The sequence below is a fragment of the Psychrobacter sp. UBA2769 genome (assembly GCF_002352555.1).
Classification (GTDB): Bacteria; Pseudomonadota; Gammaproteobacteria; order Pseudomonadales; family Moraxellaceae; genus Psychrobacter; species Psychrobacter maritimus.
The window spans coordinates 91,249-109,146 of sequence record NZ_DEIR01000015.1 but is presented as its reverse complement, the minus strand read 5'-3'; the positions used below and the strand labels follow the sequence as shown (position 1 = coordinate 109,146).

The 17,898-nt window shown below is 43.2% G+C and carries 15 protein-coding genes and 1 tRNA gene; 12 read left to right on the top strand and 4 right to left on the bottom strand.

Features of this window, described 5'->3' with window-relative positions; translation table 11 throughout:
- Positions 1-415: 415 nt before the first annotated feature.
- Positions 416-970 (top strand): fasciclin domain-containing protein, encoded by a 555-nt coding sequence (locus tag B3Q63_RS07300; protein WP_296175315.1) that lies wholly within the window; start codon positions 416-418, stop codon positions 968-970.
- A 562-nt stretch (positions 971-1,532) separates the two neighbouring features.
- The gene (locus B3Q63_RS07295) at positions 1,533-2,141 is read left to right on the top strand and encodes a fasciclin domain-containing protein (protein WP_201562728.1); all 609 of its coding nucleotides are present in this window, start codon (positions 1,533-1,535) and stop codon (positions 2,139-2,141) included.
- Positions 2,142-2,419: 278 nt separating this feature from the next.
- Here B3Q63_RS07295 and B3Q63_RS07290 read toward each other — a convergent pair whose 3' ends face one another.
- The gene (locus B3Q63_RS07290; RefSeq protein WP_201620377.1) at positions 2,420-3,970 is read right to left on the bottom strand and encodes an alanine/glycine:cation symporter family protein; all 1,551 of its coding nucleotides are present in this window, start codon (positions 3,968-3,970) and stop codon (positions 2,420-2,422) included.
- Positions 3,971-4,987: 1,017 nt separating this feature from the next.
- Here B3Q63_RS07290 and B3Q63_RS07285 point away from each other — a divergent pair.
- The 4 genes from B3Q63_RS07285 to B3Q63_RS07270 all read left to right on the top strand — a co-directional run bounded on the left by B3Q63_RS07285 (position 4,988) and on the right by B3Q63_RS07270 (position 8,811).
- Positions 4,988-5,620: a LemA family protein gene (locus tag B3Q63_RS07285; RefSeq protein WP_201562725.1), complete on the top strand. Its 633-nt coding sequence runs from the start codon at positions 4,988-4,990 to the stop codon at positions 5,618-5,620.
- A gap of 148 nt (positions 5,621-5,768) precedes the next feature.
- Positions 5,769-6,992: a TPM domain-containing protein gene (locus B3Q63_RS07280; protein ID WP_296175307.1), complete on the top strand. Its 1,224-nt coding sequence runs from the start codon at positions 5,769-5,771 to the stop codon at positions 6,990-6,992.
- Between the two features lie 77 nt (positions 6,993-7,069).
- A complete protein-coding gene (locus B3Q63_RS07275) occupies positions 7,070-7,594 on the top strand; it encodes a TPM domain-containing protein (protein WP_201562721.1) in 525 nt (174 codons plus the stop codon).
- Positions 7,595-7,812: 218 nt separating this feature from the next.
- Positions 7,813-8,811, top strand: a complete 999-nt coding sequence (locus B3Q63_RS07270; protein WP_296175303.1) for an adenosine deaminase — start codon at positions 7,813-7,815, stop codon at positions 8,809-8,811.
- 130 nt (positions 8,812-8,941) lie between these two features.
- Here B3Q63_RS07270 and B3Q63_RS07265 read toward each other — a convergent pair whose 3' ends face one another.
- On the bottom strand, positions 8,942-9,742 hold the full coding sequence (locus B3Q63_RS07265; RefSeq protein WP_296175300.1) for an NAD-dependent deacylase: 801 nt from the start codon (positions 9,740-9,742) through the stop codon (positions 8,942-8,944).
- Positions 9,743-9,777: 35 nt separating this feature from the next.
- Here B3Q63_RS07265 and B3Q63_RS07260 point away from each other — a divergent pair, with 35 nt between their 5' ends.
- A complete protein-coding gene (locus B3Q63_RS07260; protein ID WP_296175298.1) occupies positions 9,778-10,143 on the top strand; it encodes a hypothetical protein in 366 nt (121 codons plus the stop codon).
- Positions 10,144-10,306: 163 nt separating this feature from the next.
- Here B3Q63_RS07260 and B3Q63_RS07255 read toward each other — a convergent pair.
- Positions 10,307-10,383: transfer RNA gene (locus tag B3Q63_RS07255), tRNA-Arg, on the bottom strand.
- A 372-nt stretch (positions 10,384-10,755) separates the two neighbouring features.
- Between B3Q63_RS07255 and B3Q63_RS07250 the strand changes: the two genes are divergently transcribed.
- The 4 genes from B3Q63_RS07250 to queF all read left to right on the top strand — a co-directional run bounded on the left by B3Q63_RS07250 (position 10,756) and on the right by queF (position 14,548).
- On the top strand, positions 10,756-11,433 hold the full coding sequence (locus tag B3Q63_RS07250; RefSeq protein ID WP_201562714.1) for a c-type cytochrome: 678 nt from the start codon (positions 10,756-10,758) through the stop codon (positions 11,431-11,433).
- Positions 11,434-11,774: 341 nt separating this feature from the next.
- A complete protein-coding gene (locus B3Q63_RS07245; protein WP_296175295.1) occupies positions 11,775-12,737 on the top strand; it encodes an ABC transporter ATP-binding protein in 963 nt (320 codons plus the stop codon).
- 17 nt (positions 12,738-12,754) lie between these two features.
- Positions 12,755-13,567, top strand: a complete 813-nt coding sequence (locus B3Q63_RS07240) for an ABC transporter permease (protein ID WP_201562788.1) — start codon at positions 12,755-12,757, stop codon at positions 13,565-13,567.
- A gap of 102 nt (positions 13,568-13,669) precedes the next feature.
- Positions 13,670-14,548 (top strand): NADPH-dependent 7-cyano-7-deazaguanine reductase QueF, encoded by an 879-nt coding sequence (gene queF / locus B3Q63_RS07235; protein ID WP_296175291.1) that lies wholly within the window; start codon positions 13,670-13,672, stop codon positions 14,546-14,548.
- A 111-nt stretch (positions 14,549-14,659) separates the two neighbouring features.
- Here the strand turns inward: queF and B3Q63_RS07230 are convergent, their stop codons facing one another.
- Positions 14,660-16,378, bottom strand: a complete 1,719-nt coding sequence (locus tag B3Q63_RS07230) for a proline--tRNA ligase (RefSeq protein WP_296175290.1) — start codon at positions 16,376-16,378, stop codon at positions 14,660-14,662.
- A gap of 588 nt (positions 16,379-16,966) precedes the next feature.
- Between B3Q63_RS07230 and B3Q63_RS07225 the strand changes: the two genes are divergently transcribed.
- A complete protein-coding gene (locus B3Q63_RS07225; RefSeq protein WP_296175287.1) occupies positions 16,967-17,716 on the top strand; it encodes a DUF4230 domain-containing protein in 750 nt (249 codons plus the stop codon).
- The last annotated feature ends 182 nt before the right edge of the window (positions 17,717-17,898 follow it).

Below are 17,898 nucleotides of genomic sequence, written 5' to 3'. Positions count from 1 at the left end.
TGATTCTCTTGTATTGATTCTCTTTTATTGATTCTATTGGATAATGCCATTTGGTACAAATGAATATCCTTTCAAGCAATGATTACATAAAGCTTTGCTTTCAAGCGTGAAACGCTAATTATTCACCTAAAACACTGACAAAACTTACATCGATAGCACAAAAAATAGCGTAAACGTAAATTTATAACGACCAGCTATATGTTAATTTAAGTTCAGAAGGATTGGCGTTTCATAAGCAATGCTTATTAGTAACTGTTAATGGTTTTTATTTGTGAGTGATTAACAATTGGGAATCAACCAGCGATGTAAGCAGTGCTTCTGATATAAGCAGTAGTTCTAAGGAAAGACAATCTGACTGTAAGACGGGCATAAAAACTAAATAAATTATAGTTATTCAATCATTAAGGACAATGTTATGAAACTAGTTAAAATCGCCGCCCTTGGCACCCTGGCACTCTCTATCGCAGGTCTTAGCGCTTGTAATAATATGATGCCAACCAAAAGCCCAACTATGAAAGCACCGATGCATAGCCAAGCTACCACCAGTATGAACGTGGTACAAATCGCTCAAAGCAATCCAGATTTTTCGCTATTGGTAGAAGCGGTGGTCGCTGCTGATTTAGCAGGCGCATTATCTGATACCAGTGCAAGCTATACGGTATTGGCACCGACCAATGCCGCCTTTGTTCAAGCATTACAAGAAACGGGCATGACCAAAGCTGAGCTGTTTGCCAACAAACCATTGCTCACTAAAATTTTGACTTACCATGTGCTAAAAGGTAACACGCCCGTTTATCAAAAACACGTCAGACCCGGTAATTACACCATGCTAAGTACGGATACATTGGTCATTACACCACAAGGCAGACTCATGGATGAAAGTGGTCGCATAACCAAGATTCTAAAAACTGATATCGCTGCGAGTAATGGGGTGGTGCATGTGATTGATAGAGTACTGATGCCTAAATAAGTGATTAATTAATTTCTTAAATAAGCTCTTATATAAGCTGTATAAATTCAAACAAGTATTTAATAAGCTGCTTATTTAGATAGTACACAAGCTCATATACTACAAATGCTATAGTAGAATTACTTTAAAATCGATACAGTGCGACTGGGATGAATTTTTCGTAGCCTCTGTGATAACAGCAAGCAAGGAAAATTTATACCAGTCGCAAATAGCTATAACGTATCGCTTTTATTTTGAACTGACTATATTGATAGCCTATAAGCCAATATTGGTTTTTAAGCTAAAAAGGGTTATTAACCTAACAAGGGCTTTATACACGTGATCGATACAGTGTCGCTACCTAAGTAAGCACCAATTAAAAAATAATCAGCTAATATGGTAGTCATTGAAATCGTTGGTTTATTTCTAGGACTCACAAATTAACTAAGTGTTTAATTATTAAAATTTTACCTATTCACTAAGTTACTTATTTATAAGCCATTCACTCAAACCCTTATCCATCCTTAACCCTTACCTATTTATAAATATCCAATCACCAACCATTTACCCAAAGGAATACCCTATGTTAAAGAAGAACCTATTATCTATCGCTGTCGTTACCGCTGCATTGTCACTAGCTGCTTGTAACGATAAAGAAGCCGTTACCGAGCCAGTTGAGCCAGAAGCGACTACTGACGTCGTCGTTGAGCCAGAAGTTGCCCCTGAAGCAATGGCTGAAGCAGACGCGACTGCCATGCCAGCAGATATGGCTACCCAAAGCATTGGCGAGATGGCGGCCGGTAATGAAAATCTAACCATTTTAACGGCAGCACTACAAGCCGCCGACCTTGATGATATGATGATGGCAGAAGGTCAGTACACGGTATTTGCCCCAACTGATGATGCCTTTGCTGCTTTATTAACCAAGCTTAACATCACCAAAGAACAGTTATTGGCAGATAAAGAGATGCTCACCAGCGTCCTAACTTATCATGTCGTACCGATGGTAGTAAAAGCCGCTGATATCCCTTATGGCAATGCTATTGAAACCGCAAACGGTCAAACGTTCTCTATCAGCGATGCCAACGTCATTACTGATGCGAGCGGCAACACTGCCAATATCGTTGGCACAGATATGATGGCGACCAATGGCGTGGTACATGTGATTGATAATGTATTGCTACCTAAATAAGCTGGTTTTATCGCTATAAACAACAATAAAATCATCTAAGTGTTTGAGAAGCCCAGCCACCGAGCTGGGCTTTTTGTATTTAATGACGTATTTCATGACTCATCGCAAAATATATCACTGTCTTTATGACAACATTACGCGCATAAAAAAGCCCGAGACGATGGCCTCGGGCTTTTGTTTCTTATCGATGTTATCAATGCTATCGATACTATTCATGTAATACTATCAATGTCATCGATACTATGAATACTGCTTAGACAGCACTACAGTAGAGTAGATTATAGACGCTCTTTATGTAGTGGATCTTGGGCTGCCATTCTTTGTTGTTGCTTAAGATGACGCTCTTCCCAATAAGGCGCGTTTTTGATACCGAATTTTGCTGGATCAAAAGTATAGTGCTTCACGCCAGCTTTACGCTGTGCTTCATAGTCTTTAAGCATGGTAAGCGTGGGACGGGCCACAAAGAAGATGACCAAAATACCAACGATATTAAGCCAAGCCATAAGACCAACACCGATATCACCAATCGCCCAGATATAACCGGCTGAGTTAAGACCACCGTAGGCAACCATCACCATAATTAGTACTTTAACTAAGAATAGACCGGTTTTATTGGCACCGCGGCTGATAAAGCGCGTTAAGTACGCGACGTTTACTTCAGCGATATAGTAGTAAGCCAAGATGGTGGTAAAGGCAAAGAAGAATACGGCGATAGCGATAAAGGTGTTACCAAATTGACCGTATACTGATTCCATTGCCATTTGGGTAAAGGCAGGCGAGTTAATCTCAACGCCCGCTGCAACGTTTTGTACGATGTATTGACCGTCAGGTAGCGTACCTTGGATGTTATAAGTACCCATGGTCAAAATCATAAAGGCAGTCGCCGAACAAACCAATAAGGTATCAACATAGACTGAAAATGCCTGTACTAAACCTTGCTGTGATGGATGCTCAACTTCAGCCGCACCAGCAGCATGAGGACCTGTACCTTGACCGGCTTCGTTAGAGTAAATACCACGTTTTACACCCCAACCGATGGCCGCACCAAAACCGGCTTGGGCGGTAAAGGCATCACCAATGATTAAGCCAAATACTTCTGGAATCATCTGGTAGTTTGTAAACATGATGACTAGCGCTAGGCCAATATAACCCAGTGCCATAAAAGGAACCGCATACTCAGTAAAGGTTGCGATACGTTTAATACCACCAAAGATAATAATCGCTAGCACCACTAGAATGATACCCAATGCGACAAGACGCATAGAGCCCACTTCTAAGCTACCGATATTCATCACGGTGCCTTCACCCATGACCTGTGCAAAGGCATTGATAACGCCGTTTGCTTGCACACCAGGTAAGAACATACCACAAGCTAAGATAGACGCGATGGCAAAAATAATGCCATACCAGCGTTGACCAAGCGCGCGCTCAAAGTAATAAGCGGGACCACCACGATATTCGCCAGTGACGACGTCTTTTTCTTTATAAATCTGCGCAAGGGTTGATTCGACATAAGCGGTAGATGCGCCTAAGAACGCCACAACCCACATCCAAAATACCGCACCAGGACCACCGAAGCCGATAGCGGCTGCTACCCCTGCGATGTTACCCATACCCACACGACCTGCTAAGGATACGGCAAGTGCCTGAAATGATGAAATACCCTGTGCACTCGACTTACCTTTAAATAGTAAGCTGATCATTTCACTGAATAAACGTACTTGTACGAAGCGCGTCATGATGGAATAAAATAAACCTGCGCCCAAGCATAAATAAATTAATGCCGGGCTCCAGATAATTCCATTTACTACATTAACTAAACTTTCCATATGTATATATTCCTAGTACTGTCTCAAAGTGGCTATATATGATGATGCTTAGAGTAAGTTTGCTATTTAATTTCCTTATTAAAACCAACTTCTCAAATAATCGGCATCTACTTAAGCCTATCGATTAAGTTTCATACGCGCTTAGCCACCAAGAATGGACTGTAGTTTTCTGTCTTTATCCGCTGGGTCTATTAGCAATATTGATCGCAGGCAAGCGCTTATTGGCGCTAGCTAGTAATCAAATTCACTCCTTATTAACTGCTTATTTATAAATGGCAATAAATGAGCGACGGTTGCTATTCTTATCTATCTTTTTATCTATCTTTTTGCGCTTTGATAACGACGATATTTTGTTATCACGTCATAAATGCTTAAGCAGTTATCAATAGATCAGCGGACAAAGCAGGCGGTTATAATATTAAATCTCCATCCTCAAGGTGATGGCAATCCACTTTCTATGAGTCATATCGGTCGCTTACATCTCTATGTTAAGACTGATAAGCAAGCATCTGTTTGCTTATCAGTCGCTTTTTAAGGGGCTGCTATCAATTCTCTAATATCAAAAATGTAACAAGTCCACTACCAAATGTATTCAAACCGTACGGCTACGTAACTGCAATTTGCCATATTTTTTAGCCAATTACTAGAATTTTCTTTATAAAGGCGTTTATATAGTAGTGTTTATTAACACTGAATTTATGCCATAGAGTGATAAAATCCTTTGTTTATCACGCTTTTGTCACGACTTCTTCAATGTTGCTGAAAATATCGTCAGGATTTATGAGTTAAGAGAGGTCGAAAAAAGCGCTCAAACTCTTGCTAGGAGCCGTGCCTTTGCGGTTGTGTTTTGGTAACGATGAATTGTAAAAGTAACCTGATAGCGCCATTATTAGCACAATGTATCGCAGGCGACACATTTGTAGAGGAGGCGATATACGCCTATATAAATGTGTATGATTAAAAAATTGCTTAAAAAAACGTCTTGTTTATTATTTATCATTTTTAGGAGAGTCAAAAATGACGCGTAAATCTATTGTAAAACCTATGTTGCTAGCAGCCGTATTGGCCACTTCTACCGTTGGCTTAACAGGTTGTGGTTATAACAATCTGCAAGCGCAAGACGAGCAAGTCACTGCGTCGTGGTCGGAGGTGGTCAACCAATACCAGCGCCGCTCGGATTTGGTGCCAAACTTAGTTAAAGTTGTGCAGCAATATGCGGAGCAAGAACAAGAGGTATTTACCCAAGTTGCTGCGGCGCGCTCACAAGCTGGCGGTATCACCATCACCCCAGAGCTGCTCAATGACCCTGAAGCGATGGAGCGTTATGCCGCTGCCCAAGACCAGATGACTGGGGCGCTATCACGTCTAATGGCAGTTTCTGAGCGTTATCCTGATCTAAAGTCAGATGCGCTGTTCCAAGACTTGCAAGCTCAGCTTGAAGGCACGGAAAACCGTATCGCTGTCGCGCGTAATCGTTATATCCAAGAAGTTCAAGGCTATAACACCACAGTGCGCCAGTTCCCAACCAATATTACTGCCAAAGTATTTGGTATGGATCCAAAGCCAAACTTTAGCGTCGCCAATGAAAAAGAGATATCGACTGCACCCAGTGTAGACTTTGGTGATGACGATACGAAGACCGCTCAATAAAGTGCAGTAAAGTAAAATCGTGGCGGATAAAGATGAGCGTTTATAGTAAATTTTTCTATTGCGCGCTTTTATATCCGTCGCCTTGCCGTTAGCTTGGTTTTGCAGCCATTAATTTAGTCCAGATGTTATTTGAGGTGGTATAGATTAGATGAATAATTCAAAAGCACTTTTATCCGCATTATTATTCACCCTAAGCATCGCTAGTGGCTCGGTGCTGCATGCTGCGCCCAATACCGATGCTAATACCAACGGCAGTGTTAATGATAATATTGCTGTCGCTAGCGATAGCGCCTCAGATATGCAAAATCGTAGTGTCGAGGATTTGGTGGCGATTGCAAAAGCTGCAGAATCTAATGAAGCCCTTAACGATGCCGTCTTAGGTAACGAAGCGATTAATGAGGCCATCATTGGTAATGATGCTATTAATCCCAATGCGGCAAACGCTAATAATGGTAGCGGCGAAAAAGGGACAGGCGCGTCGACAGCCACTAAACCAGCTGTGCAGTCGAGTGCCAAAAGTGTCGATGCTGATAAGCTCATTCTAAATTCACCCGTCATTGATCAAGCCAATATCTTAAACCCGCAAGAAAAACAACGCTTAGAGGCGCAGCTAAGAAGTATTTATCAGCAAGGTTTGGCGCAAGCTGCGGTTGTCATTGTACCGACGACCAATGGTATGCCAATCTTTGACTATGCGTTACAGGTTGCCGAAAAATGGCAGCTTGGTAATAAAGACATTGATGATGGCTTGCTGATGGTCGTTGCCGTCAATGACCGCGATATGTACATTTTGACCGGTTATGGGTTAGAGGGTGTGTTGCCCGATTCTGCGGTCAACCGTATTATTCGTGAAGATATTACGCCGCTATTTAAGCAAAATGACTATGGCGCTGGGATATTGGCCGGCGTTGGTGCCCTGCAAACTCGTCTGACCGCTGACCCTGAAGTGTTGGCGCGTGCCGATGCGCAAGCGGCTGAACGCAGTCAAAGCCAAAGTGATATTGGTGAAAATCCATCACCGGTGTTTTTATTCGTGATGGCGATGATATTTGGTAGCTTTATTACCAGTATCTTTGGGCGCATCTTTGGTTCTATCCTGACCGCTGGCGGTTTCTTTGCAGGTTCGCTTGCCTTGGGCGGTGGTTTCTTTATGACCTTAATTATGGCGATATTTTTATGGCTGTTTTTAATTTCGCGCGGCTCAGGTGGCGGGCGCGGTGGTCGTGGAGGACGCGGCGGCGGTGGCATGGTGTTCTTACCGGGTATGGGCGGCAGTAGTGGCGGCGGCTTCGGCGGTGGTGGTTTTGGCGGCGGCGGCTTCGGAGGAGGTGGCGGCGGCTTTGGCGGCGGCGGGGCAGGCGGCTCTTGGTAAAGGCGGTTTTAATAAAGGCGTGTTAGGTTCAGACATTAGATGATTGCCAGCAATGGCGTACTTGAGGAAATAATATAATGGTAAAAAGCAATTCGTCGCAGGCAAGTTTTGCTCGTTGGTGGCGTCAAGTACTGTTTGTCCCTATGCTGCATAGCAAATGGCTAACGCCAGCGGCTAAAGCGCGGCTGACAGAGCAGGTGACGTTGGCTGAGCGTGGGCATCGCGGTGAGGTGTTTTTAATTATAGAAAATCACTTACCTGTCCAAGATGCCTATCGTCTTGACTGTCGTGACCGGGCGATTGATTTGTTTAGTGAATATCGCGTTTGGGATACGGAAGAAAATACGGGTGTTTTAATCTACGTCAATATCTGCGAGCATAAGCTTGAAATCGTCGCGGATCGCGGTATTAGCACGCATGTGAGCCCGACTGTGTGGCGCGCCATGTGTGAAAAAGCGGTCTCAGGTATTGCCAATCAAAAAACTGAAGAAAGCTTAGCAGAGCTGCTAGATGAGGTAGGTCAGTTATTGCGTCAGTATTATCATCTAGGCGATGATCCCGCCGGTAATGAGCTGTCTGATACCGTGGTATTTTTAAAATAGCGTTTTTAATACTGTATCTATGAAATGGCTTTTATGCAGTAGCCTTATTATAAAGTTACCCTTATTATAAAGCCACCCTTATGAAGTCGTGTTTATAACTGAATGCAAAGGTTTGCTGTTTGTCTATGGGGTTTTGTGGCCAATTGAAATATAATAGCCTTTATAAATATACCCCGCTGACAAACGCAGCGCTTAATAAAAGCCACTACTGGAACACTATGATTGAATTAATAAAGAAATTACCCAAAGCAGAGCTGCATTTGCATATTGAAGGCTCATTAGAACCGGAGCTGATGTTTAGATTGGCGAAAAAAAATAATATAGACATTCCTTATAATGACATCGAAGATGTACGCCGCGCCTATAATTTTACCAATCTACAAACCTTTTTAGATATCTATTATGCGGGCGCCAATGTCCTAATGACCAAAGACGATTTCTACGATTTAACGTGGGAATATATTCTAAAATGTGTGGAAGACAATGTCATTCATACTGAGATATTTTTTGATCCGCAAACCCATACCGCAAGGGGCGTGCCTTTTGCAGCCGTTATTACGGGCATCAAAGAGGCACTCGATGATGCTAAAGAAAAATATGGCATCACTTCTTGCATTATCATGTGTTTTTTGCGCCATTTATCGCAAGAAGAGGCCTTTGAAACCTTAGAAGAAGCGATGGCGTTTAAAGACGATATTATCGGTGTCGGTCTTGACTCTTCGGAGCTGGGTAACCCTCCTGCCAAGTTTAAAGAGGTCTTTAAAAAGGCAAAAGAAGCAGGCTTTACATTGGTCGCTCATGCTGGCGAAGAAGCCGATTTTTCGTATATTTATGAAGCGTTGGATTTACTGGGTATTAGTAGAATCGATCATGGTGTGCAATCGATAAAAAGTGCCGCATTGATGCAACGCCTAAAAGAGGAGCAAATGCCGCTGACGGTTTGTCCAAACTCCAATATCGAACTTAAGGTGTTTGACAGCTATCAAGCGCATAATATCAAAGCGCTGTTAGATTATGGTCTTAATGTCAGTGTCAACTCCGACGATCCTGCTTACTTCAAAGGCTATATCAATCAAAACTTTATCAATTTATGTGAAAATCTGCCGCTAACGGAAAACGATATCATTACTTTGGTAAAAAATTCTTTTAGATCATCATTCATAGATGATGAATTAAAAGAAACTTACTTGGCGAGAGTTGATCTTGCGCTGCAATAAGCATTGATGTAGTAAGGCACTGACTGAATAAAGCATTGATTGTATATATCTTTAATAATAAAGGCTTAACGATTGATTCAATCGTTAAGCCTTTTGTTTTGTCATTTGCTATTATTTTAGGGTCAAGCGATTATAACGCAGTGATTTTTTGGATTAATAACGGCATCACCATTCCTGCTTTTTCCGCTAAGGTGATATCCACGATGGCATTGGGTGTCGGATTTGGGTTTATCTCAATGATTTTGGCGCCATTATCTTTTGCTAATTGTGCCAGCCCAGCGGCAGGGTAGACGAGACTTGACGTACCAATACTGATAAAAGCCTCACAATCAGCCGCCGCTTGTTCAGCTGTCTCCCATGCTTGTACGGGCAACGCTTCACCAAACCAAACGATATCTGGTCTAATATAACCATCACAATGCGGACAGTTAATCAGCGCCTCACTATAATCCATAGTGTCGGCGCTGCTGTATGAGCCTCTAGGTTGCTTCTGATAAGGTGTCTTACATTGGCTACAGCGATTACGCCATAGATGTCCATGCAGATGAGTGACCGTACTGCCAGCCTGTTCATGCAAGTCATCGACATTTTGAGTAATAAGCGTTATGTGCTGGCCAGAGGATTGGCTATGATACTGCCACTGCGCTAAGGCGTCATGGGCGGGATTTGGTTTTTTATCGGCGACCACTTGTCTGCGCCACTGATACCATGACCAAACTAGCTTTGGGTCACGTGCAAAAGCCTCTGGCGTCGCCAAATCTTCAGCGCCATAATTTTCCCAGAGGCCTGTTTGCTTATCTCGAAAAGTAGGAATACCGCTTTCTGCGGAAATCCCTGCGCCTGTTAAAATACAAATGCGCTGTTTTGCGCCAAGTAGTTTGGCCGCATGGTCGACTTCTGCTATTAACGCTGCTGATAATTCTGCTAACATGACCTAACCCTTATTAACAATGGATATAGACTTCTATGATAGATGGAATGTGGTGGCTTGTCATATTGCTGGCAGTCGTCGTTGGATTATGGTTGTTGGCAAAATCGCGCGCCCCGAAAGTCGCTGATAAGCATAGTCCAAAGTCGACAGGTCTGAAAACACCGATAAATGATGCGCTGCAAAAAACCTCAGAGTTGCTAAAGCAGCATTTTCCTGACTACCGTGTCAACCGCAAAGCCAATCATTTGCTTATCAGTAAACAAGATAAAAAAATTGCCATGATTACGATTGATAAAAAGATTGCCGCCGGTCAGCGCCGTTTGGGTGACGTACCTGTAATCAATTATCACCGTGTACCCAGCCGCGCTCAATTAACCGCAAATTTACAAGATGCAGAGTAGGGTTATATAAATTAAATAGATTTAACAACTCTATGTACAACATTTTATCGATGTTAGCGCACAACGATAGGCAGCAGTTAAGAACCCCAAACGTTGCTGTCAAAGGGTTATAGAGATAATAGGTGAGACTAGGAAAAGGTAAAATACTGCTGATTATGGTGATTGGTGCGCTCGGCGGGAATCGAACCCACGACCCTCGGCTTCGGAGACCGATACTCTATCCAACTGAGCTACGAGCGCATAAATTATTGACTAAAAACGTACTAATTAACGCCCTGTATAAACGAGGATGATTAGCTGTCGTTAATACTGCGAGATGTCTAAAAATTAAGACCGCTTAGTCTAACAAATAAAAGCCATAAAGCCAATGAATGAAGGTCGCTATTGAGGTTTTTTAAGAAAAAACACCATAGTCAGCAAACAGGCATGGCAATCTACCTGTCTTTTCCCTTATAATGTCAGGGAGAATCCATATTTATAATCACCGATTACAAGCGCGCCTGCATGCGGGATGGCTGTTTGCTATTGATAACTGGTTTGGTTGTCAAAGGAGGACAGACAGAATGTCCAAGCCGTGTCGGCCCTTGTATACGCAATAAGAGAACGTGACGAATGAGAAAAGTAGTTATGTTATCGGCAGCTGCCATTCTAGGAATCGCTAGTATCGCTGTGAGCCAAGCTGAAAGTGTTGTAGACACTCCTGTAACCATCTCTGATGTTGCAGAAGGGCAAGACGTTGTCGAAAATGCGCCGCAAAAACTGGGTGATGACACCCAAGCGGCTGCAGATACCACCGATGGGGCTGCACCTGCTGATGCCGCTGCAACTGCAACAGACGGTGCTGATGCCGCAGCGCCAGCTGAAGCAACTGCCGCTGCAGCACCTGCGGCTGAAGAGCCAATTCCAGAGGACACGCCGCAAGTACAAAAGCTGATTGCTTTGTATCCTAACTTGATTGCTCGTATTCAACCTGTTGCTAAAGTATGCTTTGAAGACGACGAAGTCTGTGACGTGACCGCACGTTCTGCTGGTCCAGCTGCAGGTGATGGTCCTCGTGATGGTAAAGACGTTTATAACGCTGTCTGCCAAACTTGTCATGCGTCAGGCTTACTTGGCTCACCTATGTTAGGTGACGCTGGTGCTTGGGGACCTCGTATCGCAAAAGGTACAGAGACTTTGTATACCCATGCTATCAATGGCTTCAACGCCATGCCTGCCAAAGGCGGCGCGGATATTCCTGATGAAGAAGTACAAAGCGCGGTTGATTATATGATTGGTGAAGCAAGCTAGTTATTAGTTGCTAGTTATTAGTTGCTAGATAGTAAGCTACATTTAGCCAAATGGTTTTTAGGCTGATGAGTTAACTGTATAAGCATGATTTATTGCTAATAAATCTATTCAGCCTTTTAACGCCTGTATTGATAAAGCGTCTATTTCATTTAATGAGGTAGGCGCTTTTTTAATGATGAGTATTATCAATATGATACTTCTCATAGGGCACAGTTGAAATTCATTGCTAGTAGCCTCACTTTATGACATTACATCGTCTCTTCTAGATATTAGTATACTAAAAATACCAGTATGCTAAAAATCGCTGTCCATACAAATTTATAACCAATAAAGAGGTATTCATGTCTGAAGTACCAGCACTTGCTATTCAGAATTTATCCAAAACCTATAGCAATGGGTTTTCGGCACTCAAAGATGTCAGTTTAACCGTCCCGCAGGGTGGTTTTTTTGCGCTGCTTGGGCCAAATGGTGCTGGTAAGTCAACGATGATTGGCATTATTAGCTCACTGTTTAAGCCGACGACCGGTAGCGTAAAGATTTTTGGCACGGATTTATTAGAAAATCCTTCGGTGGCCAAGCAATACCTTGGGGTCGTACCGCAGGAGTTTAACTTTAATCAGTTCGAAAAAGTGGAAGACATCTTGATTACTCAGGCGGGTTACTTTGGTATTTCTGCCAAAGAAGCACGTCCACGGGCAAAACGCCTACTGACCGCGCTTGGTCTATGGGATAAACGCGATAGCAAATCACGCGAATTATCAGGCGGTATGAAACGCCGCTTGATGATTGCTCGCGCATTGATTCATAAGCCAAAACTGTTGATTCTTGATGAGCCAACGGCTGGTGTTGATATCGAGCTGCGCCGCTCGATGTGGGAGTTTATGCAGCAGATTAATATCGAAGAAAACACCACTATTATCTTGACCACGCACTACCTAGAAGAAGCAGAGCAGCTGTGTAAGCGTATCGCGATTTTGGATCATGGTGAGATTCGTATTAATACAGAAATGAAAGATTTACTTGCTCAATTGTCGGTTGAGACTTTTGTTTTTGATTTAGAGACGCCGCTTACGCGTCAATTAGATTTGACTGGGATAACGGGATTGTCGCAGCCAGATGAGCAGACGCTGGAAGTGACTTTAACAGAAGGCGAGTCGTTAAATGGTGTCTTTAACCAATTATCAGAGCAAGGCATTACTGTGGCGAGTATGCGTAACAAGGCCAACCGCTTAGAAGAGTTATTTATGCGCTTGGTAGACAAAAATATCGATAGTGCAGACAGTATGAAGGAGGCGGGACTATGAGTCAGGACATGAGTGATATGAATAAAGCAGCACAGGTATCTCGTCCTCATGACGGTTTAACCATTGCCCAAAAGTGGATTGCATTTCGTACTATCTTAGTCAAAGAAGTGCGCCGGATTTTACGTATTTGGCCGCAAACGTTGTTGCCGCCAGTCATTACCATGAGCTTATACTTTGTCATCTTTGGTAAGATGATTGGCTCACGTGTTGGTGAAATGGGCGGCGTGCCATATATGCAGTTTATCGTGCCCGGTCTAATCATGATGTCGATTATCACCAACAGCTACTCTAACGTGGTCTCGAGCTTCTTTAGTGCTAAATTTACCGCCAGTATCGAAGAGCTTTTGGTTTCGCCGGTGTCTAAGCATGCGATTTTGATGGGTTATATCAGTGGTGGTATCTTTCGCGGACTGGCGATTGGTATTATCGTCTCGATAGTGGCGCTATTCTTTACTGACCTTGGTATCGAGCATTTATTTGTGACGGTATTTACGGTGCTTGGCACCTCTATCTTGTTTTCATTGGGTGGCTTTATTAACGCAGTATTTGCCCGCTCATTTGATGATATCTCCATCATTCCAAGCTTTGTATTGACGCCACTGACCTATCTTGGCGGGGTGTTTTACTCGATGGAGAATCTGTCACCATTTTGGCAAAACGTCTCGTTACTAAACCCGATTGTCTATATGGTGAATTCGTTCCGTTATGGCATCTTGGGATATTCTGATGTCAATGTTTGGTATTCGATGGCGGCGATTTTTGTATTCTGTGCGATATTTTATACCATCGCTTATCGATTATTGAGTAATGGTTCACGCGTACGCTTGTAGTATTTGCAGTTTAGCAGGTCATGCTTTTACTACTGCCTGCTTGACCTAGTTGGTAATTGGCCATTTCAATAAGACTTTAACGCTTTAATATTAGGAAGATAAATGAGTATTCACGGTATCTTGGGTGAGCAAACTACCGACTATCCGACTGAGTATAGTCCAGAGACGCTATATCCGATTGCTCGTAGTATGGGACGTGATGCGATTAGCTGGCATGATGAAAAACTAAAAGTCGGCGTTGATTGGTGGCAGGCGTTTGAGATGTCTTGGTTAAATTCCCAAGGTATTTCACAAGTGGCTATTGCTCGCTTTGGTATTCCGGCAAGCTCGCCATTTATCGTTGAGTCAAAGTCGCTTAAGCTATATTTAAACAGTATTAACTTTACTGAGTTTTCTGGCTGGGACGAGGTGCAAGCGCTGATAGCCAAAGATTTATCAGCCTGTGTACAAGCAGAAGTAACCGTTGAGCTATTTGATTTAAATGATGACCTGAACGACAAAGCAACAGGCTTATTGACTGCTCAACCTGAAGGTGTTTGCATCGATGAGGCGCTTGCAAATAGCAGCGAGAAAGTAGCGCTAACAGAACATCCTGATGCGTCATTATTAGCTAAAAATGAAAGCGATTTTAGAGACTCTGAAAAAGAAGTGGGCAAAAATTTCAGCTTTTATTCTAACTTGCTGCGTAGTAATTGTCCGGTGACCAATCAGCCAGATTGGGGCACATTGGCGGTTTCGATAAGCAGTGAAAAGCCAGTTAATACCGCCAATATGCTGCGTTATATCTTAAGCTTTCGTCAGCATAATGGTTTTCATGAGCAATGTGTCGAGCAGATATTTGCTGATTTGAGTCAATACTATCAGCCAAGTGAGCTGATGGTTCGCGCATGGTATACACGCCGCGGCGGTATCGATATCAATCCTTGCCGTGTCAGTGATATGAGCTTATTACCTAAACCAAGCCGTTTAATACGTCAGTAGGTAAAAGGTTGGCTTTTCATCAGTTACTGAGCAATTAGTGTAGACATAAAAAAGCGCCTATCTTATTCACTAAGACAGGCGCTTTTTATGGCATAAGTTTTATTAATAAAACTATTTGCTGCTTACTTTCGCCATGACTTCTTCACGGCTGAGCATTTGCTTTTCTGCCTCGCGGCGATTGACGTATTCGTATTTGCCTTCAGCCAAGTTACGGTCTGAAACCACGATACGATGTGGAATACCAATCAATTCAAGATCGGCAAACTTAACGCCTGGACGCTCGTTACGGTCATCAAGTAGTACATTGATGCCTTGCGCTTTTAGCTCTTCATACAAAGCGGTCGCCGTCTCCATGACGGTCTCTTCTTTTGACTTCATCGGAATGATAGCCACTTCAAAAGGCGCAATCGAGTCATCAATGGTTGGCGTTTTTGGCCACATGATGCCGTTTTCGTCGTTGTTTTGCTCGATAGCAGCAGCGATGATACGGCTAACGCCAATACCATAACACCCCATCATTAGGGTAACAGGCTTGCCATCTTCACCAGATACGGTCGCATTCAGCGCTTGCGAGTACTTATCACCCAACTGGAAGATATGACCGACTTCGATACCACGTTTGATTTTTAGCGTGCCTTTACCATCTGGAGAAGGGTCGCCTTCTTGTACGTTGCGCACATCAACAATACGAGTAATGCTTGCATCACGTACCCAGTTCATACCAACGGTATGTTTATTGACTTCATTCGCGCCCGTGACAAAATCTGACAAGGTGGCGGCTGAGCGATCAACAAATACTGGCATATCCAAATCAACACCGATAAAGCCTTTATGCAGACCCGCTGCTATGAGCTCTTCATCAGAGGCCATCATAAGCGGCACATTGGCCTCTTCGATTTTTTCAGCTTTAATGGTATTGAGCTGATGATCGCCACGTAAAACGATAGCGATTAATTGCGGCTCACCATCTTCAGTATGACCATGAACGATTAAGGTTTTCACCGTCGTCTCAAGCGGTACGCCCAAATGTTCAGCAACCACTTTACAGCTGGTCATATTTTCCGTTAAGACGTCTTCGCGCTCCATCTTCGGTGGTTGACGCTCAGCGGTGCTTACCGATTCAGCAAGCTCAACGTTGGCCGCATAATCAGAAGAATCTGAGAAGGCGATATCGTCTTCGCCGCTGTCTGCCAACACATGGAACTCATGCGAAGCAAAACCGCCGATAGAACCCGTATCCGCTTGTACCGCACGGAAATCCAAACCCAAACGGGTAAAGATGCGCGTATAAGCGTCATACATATCATGGTAAGTCTTAGCGAGTGACGCTTGGTCAACATGGAACGAGTAGGCGTCTTTCATGGTGAATTCACGCGCACGCATTACGCCAAAACGCGGACGAATCTCATCACGGAACTTACCTTGGATTTGGAAAAAGGTAATCGGCAACTGCTTATAACTGCGCAGCTCGCCTTGGGCAAGATTGGTGATGACTTCTTCGTGCGTCGGGCCCAAAACAAAATCGCGGTCATGACGGTCTTTGAAGCGTAATAGCTCAGGACCATAATCGTCAAATCGACCGGTCATCTGCCAAAGCTCGGCAGGTTGGGTCATTGGCATCAGCACTTCTTGAGCGCCGACGTTTTGCATCTCTTCGCGAACGATGCGTTCGACTTTTTGCAACACGCGTAAACCCATCGGCAACCAGATATATAATCCAGAAGCGATTTTACGAATAAGACCTGCTCTTACCATTAATTGGCTTGAGGCGATATCAGCATCGCTGGGAGTTTCTTTTAGCGTGGCAAACAAAAATTGACTGGCTTTCATAAATAAAGCATAACCTTATCAACGATAAAATAAATAAGAAATAGTAGGATATTGAGCGTGTGCTTTGATGGCCGACGCAAGCTTACCTTTTATCACTTGGTAATAGTCTAGGACATGCCTAGCTAAAAAGTACTGCGACAAACAGTACATCAGAAGAAAGTGCGTTCATAAAACGCCTTGCAAAAAGGCTAGAACTTTTCATTTTGTATTAAACGTCCATATTGGCAACGTCATATTTTAGACATATAAGCCAGAAAAATAGGTGTACGCCAACATTTTGCTTATACAATCTGACTATGTTAGGTAAAGTTCGCCTAAGACGCAATGACTTTTTGTTTTTTCAGCCACAACATTACTTAAAGAGCCAAATATGTTGGTATTAATTCGATTATTTAGCGGTTTTAAGCATATTTATAGCAAATAATGAGCTGACTTCTTCGCCATAGCACTATTGAGAATTATGTAGAGTATTGGTAGTTATTACTTGAAGTTAACGCGCGCAACTAGCATTTATATCTTAGATTTCGATACTAAATATTTAGCTTTTTAACTCGCTTATAAAAACAAAAAAACTTTGAGGTAGTTTACATGACCAATCCTGAGAACCATTCTTCTATCAGTAATAATAATGCCAATCAGCCGCCTGCGAAAAAACCCATCGCTATGATGTCGTGGTTGGTAGTGATGATTGGTCTTGCCGCGCTCGTTTTTGCGATTTATAGTCTGCAAAAAAGTAGCAAAGAAGCGCCTATAGAGACCATTACCCGGGAAGGGGTGGTGATGCAAATTCAGAAATTGAATCGCTTGGAGACGGTGGCGTTTAGTGTTGATACTATCATTACCAGTCAAAAAGCAGGCAGTTGGATGAAGCTGTGGCAAGATGAGCAAAAGGGCTTGTTTATCGCCCGTGGGCGCGTAGAAGCGGGGATTGATTTGAGCGCTTTAACGCCTGAGATGGTGCAAGTGATAGCGCCTGCTGAGGCTGCTATAAAAAATGCTGAAAGCGTGGATGCCAATAATCCCGTCTCTATCATGCCGCAGATTCATATTACTTTACCGCCATCAGAGGTGTTTTCGGTTTATTTAGACGATATCGAGATTTATGATTGGCAAACGGGCGCTTTTGGCATGATGCAGGTTGATCCAAAGATTTTGCAACAAGCGCAAAGTATGGCAAAAAAGGAAGTGCTTGAACGTGCTTGCCGCGGTGATGTAATGAATATGGCATTAGAAAATGCGCAAACGCAGTTGCAGCAGTTATTTTCATTAACTGGCGCAGTAGTAACGATAACCACGCAGGGCGCAGGGGCGTGTCAGATGCCAGTGACTAATGCTTAAATGGTTTAAATGGATTGGGTTTTGGCATTGTAAGGGGTTAGGACGAGGAGAGAGGTTTCGGTGTTCTGATAAATATCTTCGCCAGTTAACAGTTGTTGCTTGAAATGATGAGTAATAGGGTTATTATATTATATAGCAGGACTTATTTGTGATTAACGACAGACTTATAAATACTGTCGTTC